The sequence below is a fragment of the Nonomuraea sp. NPDC049141 genome (genome assembly GCF_040648415.1).
GTDB lineage: Bacteria > Actinomycetota > Actinomycetes > Streptosporangiales > Streptosporangiaceae > Nonomuraea.
Genome location: NZ_JBEZDR010000060.1, coordinates 1 through 8,424, shown reverse-complemented (window position 1 = coordinate 8,424; position 8,424 = coordinate 1). Strand labels below are relative to the sequence as shown.

The window sequence follows — 8,424 nt, the reverse complement described above, 5'->3', positions numbered from 1 at the left end:
GTCAATCACGATTCAGTCAGTCCCTCGTCGCGGTCCTGGCGCAGCCACCTGGTCAAACCAAGCATTTCCATCTCCTCGAGACCGCGAATCAACCGCGCGAGCAGCAGTTCGCCCCGGTCCTGCGGAAGGAACGCCCGCGCCGCGTCGATCGACAGTTCGACGTCGCCACCGGGCCGCTGGGTGAAGGTCACGGCGAGCGGGAAACGGACCACGTCGGTGGGCATCGACACCTCGTCGACCTGGTGGCCACCCAGTGCGAACGCCTCGAGGTTGTCCCACGACACCGTCACCGTGGGCGTCTGCACGCGACGGGTGACGTCGTTGAACACCTGACGGAAGGTGAGCGAGCCGTGTTCGACCCCCGACATGACGGCGCCCTTGACCGAGGGGCGCGGGTCGTCCCCGGCCACCGGGCCCAGCCAGAACGGCGCCAGCACGGCACAGCTGCCGTACTCCACCACCGACGGCTTGGCAGGGAACGCGTAGAGGTGGTGACGTCCGAGCGTCTCATCGATGATCTCCGCCGCCGCCCGGAGAGCCTCGGCGAACGACGTCGACCGCTCGGAGCGGGCGTACGACGCGAGGCCCGCGCGCAGGTCCGAGGCGAGGCGACCCGACAGCCGGTAGCCACGGCGGTCGAGGGTCCGCGCGTCGAACCCGGTCTCGAACGCCTCGTCCGGCAGGGCGTTCACCCACCGGGTCCAGTGCGCCCGGTCCCGCTCCCTGCTCTCCCGGTCGAACTCCGCCACCGGGGGGATCGCCAGCGCCTGGACGGGCCTGCCCTGATAGCGCGCGGCGACGGAGTCGAGCAGTTCGGCGAATCGCATCCCGTCGAGGACGACATGCGACGCGCGGAGGTTGACGAACACCCCGGTGCCCGAGCGCTGGCAGGTCAGCCGGACGCCGCAACGCGCGACAGGGTCGAGCGGTTCGGCGGACGACCTCACCCTGATGGCGGCAGCGAAGTCTGCCACGGACTGCGCGACCCCGTCGATCAGTTGCCAGCTCCGGCGATGCGCCTCGCCAAACGGCTCCACCCACCCGTCAACGCCATCCGTATTGACGCGTAGACGATAGGCAGGCTGCGCCTCGATCGTGTCGAGATAGGCTCGCCGCAGTCGGTCGAGATCGACTGCCGGGGAGATGAGGAAGGTGCGGTCGATGACGTACGCCTCGCGCGTCTCGGCGCTGATCTGACACGCGGCCCAGATCTCGCGGGCGGCTCGGCTGATCGAGACGGGAAACGGGTCCCGCGCCGCCGAATCGACGGGCTTCACCTCATCCGCGCGGTGGGCCACCCCGGCATCGGGCTGGTGCACCGGCCGAGGTTCCGTACGGTCACCACCGGACTCGCCCGGCACCGCGTCGATCTTCTCGGCCGGTTCGGTCGGCTGCTCCGCTGTCGACGCCACTTCGGTGGTGGTGCTCGCCAACCGCTCGCTGAGCCGGCCGAGCGCTCGCATCGTGTCGTTCCACGCCTGCCCCGGTGGCAGGAAGTCGACGAGACACGCGATGTCGGTCACGCCGAGCCGGGCGAGCGCGGCGGTCAGCTTCGACCACTCCTCCTCGGGGCCGACGAGCGACAGCCCGTCGCGCAGCCGACTCGCGGCCGCCTTCATACGCGGCGCCCAGGTGCCCACCGAGACCAGTTCGGGGTTGTCGTGCGTGCTGCGGAAGGTGGCGAACATGTAGCGCTCCAGCGCTTCCATGTTCCGCTGCTCCGCCGCCTCGTCCGTGGACACCGCCGCGTGGAGCAGGACCGTCACGTCTCCGCCGTCCGGCGGGAGCCCACCGTCGCGCCGTCCCTGCCGATAACGTTCGAGGTTGCCGGTGAGCTGGGCCAGGTCCTGCTGGATCAGATTGGTGAGCACACCGCGCCCCGCCCGGCCCGCCTCGTAGAACGAATCAGGCGACCCGACGCACGCCTGCCATAGTCGAAGTTCGCTCAGTGGGCGCGGGTGCAGCCGGACCTCCGTACGCTCGCCGGACCCCCCTTCGATCGCGAGGGCTTCGCCGCGCCAGAGACGCTCCAGTTGCGCGACACGCGTCCGGAAGAGCTCGCGGCGATCGGCGTGGGTCCCGTCGGAGAGGACGAAGTCGCGCTTCATCCAGCCGGATGCCACGCCGAGCCCGACCCGCCCGCCGGAGGCGACGTCGACCATCGCCCAGTCCTCCGCCACGGACATCGCCGAGTGGAGCGGCAGCACACTGCTGCCCGCCCGAATCCCGATCCGCGAGGTGCGCATCGCGACCATGGCGCCGAGCACCGCCGGGTTCGGCGAGAACCCTGCGAAGTCGTCGAAGTGACGCTCGGGCAGCCAGACGTTCTCCAAACCCTCGGCCTCCGCGACTTCGACCAGGTCGAGCAGGCGCGAGTAGATGTCGTTCTCGCCGTTGGCCGCGAAGCCGAACAGCGCGAGGCTCACCGACGGGGACCGACCGCTCTCAGGCGCGACCTCAGCGTCGCCGCCGCGGGCGAGCCGCTGTGTCGCGCCGGCGACCGCATCGAGGACGGCGCGGCGGACATCGGCCGTGTGGGCGGGCGACAGGAAGCAGTTCCCCGTCTCCGGTACGAGTACGCCTTCGGCGATCATCATCCGCCGGAACTCGTGGAACGCCTTTCCGCCGTACGCGAAGCTCGTCGAGGCCGCAGGCACGAAGCGGAAGAAGGACCCGGTCCCCAGCACGCGGACGCCGACGCCGGAGTCCTCCAGGACTCGCGCGATCGCCTCACGCAGGTCTTCGCCCGCGGCGTTGAGTTCGGCGAGTACGCCGTCCCCCTCCCGGGCGAGCTGCCGCAGCACCGCCCCCGCCGCGGCCACGGACAGCGGGTGCTTCGCGTAGGTCCCCCCGGTGAACGACAGGCGGTCCGGGTCGGCGCGCACCTCGTCGGTCCAGGGCCCCCCGTCGATCAGGTCCATGATGTCGGCACGGCCCGCCACGGCGGCCATCGGCAGACCGGCGGCGAGCGTCTTCCCGTAGGTGGCGAGGTCCGCACGGACGCCATAGATCTCCTGGAAGCCCCGGACGTGGAACCGGAACCCGGTGAGGACCTCGTCGAACACGAGAAGGGCGCCCGCCTTCTCGGTGAGGCTCCGCGCCGCTCGCGCGAGCGAGCCGAGATCGACGCCCGGCGACTGGTTCAGCCGGGGCTCCATCACCACGGCGGCGACCTCCTCGCCGTGCGCGGCCATGAAGGCGGTCAGGTACTGCTCGCTCACGGGCAGTACGCGGACATCTTCCGCGGCGCCCGGGGACACACCGGGAAACGACGGGGTCGCCAGGTGGTCGCGGCGCCGTCCCGGACGCGGGCTGAAGAGGGTGGAGTCAGAGTGACCGTGGTAGGCGCCCTGCAGGAGAACGACGAGTGACCGTCCCGTGTAGGCGCGGGCGAGGCGCATCGCGGTGAAGACCGCCTCGGTTCCGGTGACACAGAAGTTCACCCGGTCCATCTGCGTCAGCTCGCAGAGCAGCTGCGCCACCTGCGCGGTTTCCGCGACCTCGGCGCCGATGTGAAGCCCGCGCTCGATCTGCCGCTCGACTGCCTCACGGACGAAGTCGGGATTGTGGCCGAAGAGGTGAGCGCCGTAACCCATCGTGAGGTCGATCAGCTTCCGCCCGTCGACATCCCACACGTGGGCGCCGCTCGACCGGTCGATCCAGATCGGATAGGACGCCGCGCGCTCCTCGTGCTCACGCTGGGCGATCTTCCGGTTGTTGCACAGGTGCCCCTGGCTCCGCTGACTGAGCGCACGCGAAGCGACGGTGGCCGCGGCGTAGGTCGCGCCTCGGTCCCGCTGGTGCCCCGGTCGTTCCACCGCCGGCGCCGCCGGCGCCTCCTGGATCTCACCGGCGCCATCCCGGGCAGCAGGCGTCGCCGACGGCTCACCACTCACCACGACCGGCTGCGACGCCACCACGCCACCGCCGCCCCGAACCACCGATTCCGAAACCCACCGCCCCACAGCACGAACCGTCACCACATCCTCAAGCAACTGCTGAACCGAAACATCAACCCCGAACCGCGACTTCACCTCACGCGACAACTCAACCAACACCAACGAATCAGCACCCAGATCCAACAACGGCACCGAACGATCAACCGACCCCGGATCCAACTCCAGCAACTGCTCCACAAGACCAGCCACGGCATCCTCAGTCAGCAATCGAACCCCTCCAGTCGCCTACGCACGAAAGCGTTAGCCGCCGAAGGCGCCTTATGGGCCGCCTCACGCAGAGATTGTTGAGTCACCCGGTGCACCCTCGCAGCGAATCGCGCTCACGGTAGCACCCGCCCCCACACCACGGAACACTTCGCCCGCTGATGCCAGCGAACCCTCAGCACCCTCCCCGACACTCTGACGTCCGGTGTGGAGTCGGTGCGGGACAAGACATCCAACTATGTCCGCACAAGGCGGTGAAGATGCGATAGCTGTTATCGGCCGAGTATCCTAGCCAAAATGGCTGGTCACCGGCCGGAATGACCGGCGGCAGCCCTCAGCCGCCTACCCGATGACCCCTGTCGCTACTTTGTGCTCCTTGACTGCAACGGGCAGGATCTGATAGAGGACCGACGGCATCACCTATATATTTGGCAACACCATCTATAGTTCTGGCGACATCACCTATAGACGCAGCGACGCGCAGAACCAGCGCGCCTACGGCATGTCGGAACGATATCGCCCCGGCATCGTCGTCGGGGGACGACGACCGCCCGCCGGACGTGCGGCTGGCGATCACAGGCCGGCACGTGAGCGGCACTTTCCGTCTTCCACCACGGCGATGCCGGCAGTCGGAGACACGGCGGCATCGTCGCCCAGTCCCTTCCCGCCCGGCCATTCCCGCCCGGCCGCAACCCCACTCGACACACGTGCTCGCCCGGCCGCTTCGGCACCCGCACTCAGTAGACCGGCATCCGCAGGCCGCGTAATTGGTGGCCGGAGCGAGACAGGCTCCTCACAGCGAATTCCAGACCGATGTCCCCCTGGGCCGGGAGACGATTGCGTGAGCGTTCGTTCCGGAAAGACCGAACGCGCTGACGCCCACATTGTCGATCTTGTCAGGATGGTCGAACTCGCCGAATGCCGGCCGGATGTTGTGCTCTGCCCAGGGGATCAGCTCACTGGGTTGGCCCGTGCCCGTCCTGCCGGGTGGACGCTGATTCTCGAGGACCTCGATCGCGACCATCAGGGACAGCAGCCCTGATGCCGACTCAAGATGCCCGAATCGGGGCTTGTTGGATCCGATGAGCAGCGGGGATTTGCGGTCCGCAGTGCGATAGGCCGCCGCGAGTGCGGCGACTTCGATGGGATCCCCGAGCGGAGTCCCCGTCCCGTGCGCTTCGATGTAGTCGATCTCGGAGGCGTCGAGTCCGCTCATGCGTAGTGCGCGCTCGAGCACGTCGCGCTGTGCTTTGAGATTCGGGACGGTCAGGCCCGCGGTGCGGCCATCGTGGTTGACCGCGCAGTGCACCCGCCCGAGCGAACGCGCCCCGGAACCCTCGGGCGCGAGAACCACAGCCACGACACCCTCACCAATGGTGAATCCGTCGGCCCTGGCGTCGAACGCCCGGCAACTGTTGGACGCCGAGAGCGCCCCTGTCACCGCGCGGATCATCTTTCCGAAATCGCTTCGCACCAGGTGGCTCGCGATGACGAGCGCGAGATCGGCGTCGCCGCTGACCAGCGCCATGATCCCGTGGCGGAGGGCGACGAGCCCGGAGGAGCACGTCGTGTCGACCTGCCAGCTGGGGCCGTGGAGGTCGAACGTGTAGGAGACGCGGCCCGCGGCCGCCCCACGGACATTGCCGATACCGAGATACGACCGGTTCCTGTCGGCGATCTTGTCCACGTCGAGTGTGTGCACGAAGTCCGATTCGCTCATCCCGACGAACACGCCGGTCTGGCTGCCCGCAAGGTCCGTCGGGTGGATACCGGCGTCCTCCAGGGCGCGCTCGGCGCAGTCCAGGACCAGCAGGTGCTGCGGATCCATGACCCGGGCCTGACGTGGAGCGATCCGGAACCGAGCGAAGTCGGTCCGGAGTTCGTCGTCAGAGAAGGCGATGGCCCGGTCACCGTGGTCTTCGTCCTCGAACAGTGCCGCGCCGAAATCCGCCCGGCTCCGCACGCCCCCAGGAAGGAACATCGACGCTCCGACGACGTGTACGTTCATGCTTTCCCTCTCTACCGTCACCCCCGGCCGACCGGGACACCGACCCGAACGCCGTCCTAGTTGACGCCGCGCCTGATCGGTATCGCAGAACTGACTCGGTCACTCGCGAGCGCGAGTCTGGTCGCGTCCAGCTTTCCACTCAGCGTCAGCGGAATATGCTCGAGCACGGTGAAGACTCGCGGTATCGCCGATACCGGCAGTTCTTCCCGAAGGTGGCTCCGCAACGACTTCGTATCCGGCGGGCTGGCCGGATCTGCCGGGATGACGTACGCGCTGAGACCTGTGCCGTTGTCGTGGACGACCACGGCGTTACGCACATCCGGGCATCGCCGCAGCGCGGCCTCGACCTCGCCGAGTTCGATTCGCTGACCGTGAATCTTGACCTGGCGATCGTTACGCCCGAGAAACTCGATGTCGCCACTGGCGAGCCGGCGAACCGTGTCACCGGTTCGATATGCGATCGCGGGTCGCGCGCCGGCGGTAGACGATCCGAGCCACGACGGGAGCGGCACGAAGCGCGCACGGGTGGCGTCCCGTGACCCCAGATAGCCCAGGGCCACGCATTCTCCCCAGACCAGGAGTTCCCCTGTTTCACCCGGACGCACCGCGCGGAGGTCCTCGCCCACTACTTCGACCGACACTCCGTCGATCGGTTTTCCGAGCGGAACGTGAGCGCTCGAGCGATGCTCCTCTCGGCGTGGATCGACCGCGTAGGTCAGCACCCCGATCGTCGTTTCGGACGGGCCGTAGTGATTGAGCACTTCGCACGTGCCATCCTGCGCCACCTGGTCGACGAGATCCCAGCTCAGAGGCTCTCCACCGAAGATCATGAGCTTGCGGGGGAGAACATCGCGGGCACCGTGGTCAAGATGCACCGAAATGTGCGACGCCGTCGACTTGAGCACGTCAACCGAGTGCGCACGCATGTAGCTTCCGAATGCCAGCGGGTCCATCATGGTGGGCTTGTCCACGAGATGCACCGTGTCGCCCGAGACCAATGCCGGAAAGATCGCCGTGTGGCCCAGATCGGTCGCAAAACTGGTCACGCTGGCGCACGACAACGGAGCGCCTACCGATCTGACCTGATCCAGCACGGAGGAAAGGAACTGCGAGTAGTTGTTGAGGGCACGGTGCGGAACAGCTACCGACTTGGGCGCACCTGTCGTCCCGGAGGTGAAGACGATGTAGGCGGCATCATCGACGTCGGGCGAGGCCAGCTCAGGGCCGGGGCCCGTGTCCTCGACGGTCGAGATGCGCAACGTCGGAACGCCTTCGGCAGCGTACGCCGCATTCGCCTCCCCCTCTACGACGAGCCACGTCGCGAGGGAAGCGCGAATTTGTGCTCGACGACGTTCAGGCGCCTCGTCAACATCGACGATCGCGAACGGTGCCCCGATCCACATCGCCGCGAGCGCCGTGATGATCTGGGGAGTTCCACGACGGAGCGCGATGGCTGTGATATCACCATCGAGCACTCCGCAACGCTGCATCTCGCCCGCTGCGGCTGCCACGCGCCGGACGAGCGCGCTGTAGGTCAGCGTCCCATCTTCCGCCACCAGCGCGGCACGCTGGGGATACAGCTGAGCATTCTGCACCAGCGACCGCATGATCCAACTCATCGTCATGAACCTACCGGTGAATCGGGCGCTCCTGTCAAGGAAGACGACGCCACCACCACCGCCCCGGCCTGTCGGACAGGATGTCGGTCCTACCCGAGCGGGAAAGCCCAGCGGCAGTGAAGAAGGACCCTGCTGCTGCTCGGCGGACAGCCGACTCCGGTCGATCTGAGGTCCGCACCAATGACGGTCGAGGTCAAGGTCGCGATTGTGACCGTCAAGGGCGGGGCGAGTGGCGGACCCAGCTCTTCTGCCCGCCCCGGCGGCGGCCGGCGGAGGCGGCCAGACAGCGTGGGCAGATCCGGCCGACCGGATCCGCCCCGGTGAGCACGTCCGTCGAGGTGTACTCGAACCGCACGTGCGGGAAGCGGCGCAGCCGGGTCCGGCTGAGCGGCAGCCCGCAGACGGTCTGGTTCTGCCCCGGCAGCCAGGCGTGCACCTCGCCGGCCGGTTCCCGTACGCCTTCGGGGCCCGTCTCCTCGCCGGAGGCCGCCACGGCCGGGGTGCTGCTCATCCTCATCCGGACACCATTCCCCGACGCCGACCGCCCATGCCTGCCGCCTCGGCCGCGCGGTCGGCCGGGTGCTCCGCGAGCCGCCCTTGCGGGGCCCGACCCGCGAGCCGCCGTGGCGGCGGC

Annotated in this window: 4 protein-coding genes and 1 pseudogene; all 5 read right to left on the bottom strand. The window is 68.3% G+C overall.

All coding sequences use genetic code 11. The features are described from left to right. Positions 1–5: 5 nt before the first annotated feature. Positions 6–3,917 carry a MupA/Atu3671 family FMN-dependent luciferase-like monooxygenase gene (locus AB0B91_RS63755; protein ID WP_358342725.1) on the bottom strand — a complete coding sequence of 1,304 codons (3,912 nt, stop codon included), beginning with the start codon at positions 3,915–3,917 and terminating at the stop codon, positions 6–8. Between the two features lie 45 nt (positions 3,918–3,962). Beyond that, a pseudogene (locus tag AB0B91_RS63750) lies at positions 3,963–4,148 on the bottom strand (acyl carrier protein); the annotation flags it as partial. An 808-nt stretch (positions 4,149–4,956) separates the two neighbouring features. Further along, positions 4,957–6,171: a polyketide synthase gene (locus AB0B91_RS63745; RefSeq protein WP_157747239.1), complete on the bottom strand. Its 1,215-nt coding sequence runs from the start codon at positions 6,169–6,171 to the stop codon at positions 4,957–4,959. Between the two features lie 56 nt (positions 6,172–6,227). After that, positions 6,228–7,790, bottom strand: coding sequence for an amino acid adenylation domain-containing protein (locus AB0B91_RS63740; RefSeq protein WP_172896599.1), 1,563 nt, complete (start codon positions 7,788–7,790; stop codon positions 6,228–6,230). Between the two features lie 214 nt (positions 7,791–8,004). Then, complete coding sequence (locus tag AB0B91_RS63735) at positions 8,005–8,301, bottom strand: hypothetical protein (RefSeq protein WP_231925819.1); 297 nt, start codon at positions 8,299–8,301, stop codon at positions 8,005–8,007. Positions 8,302–8,424: the final 123 nt, after the last annotated feature.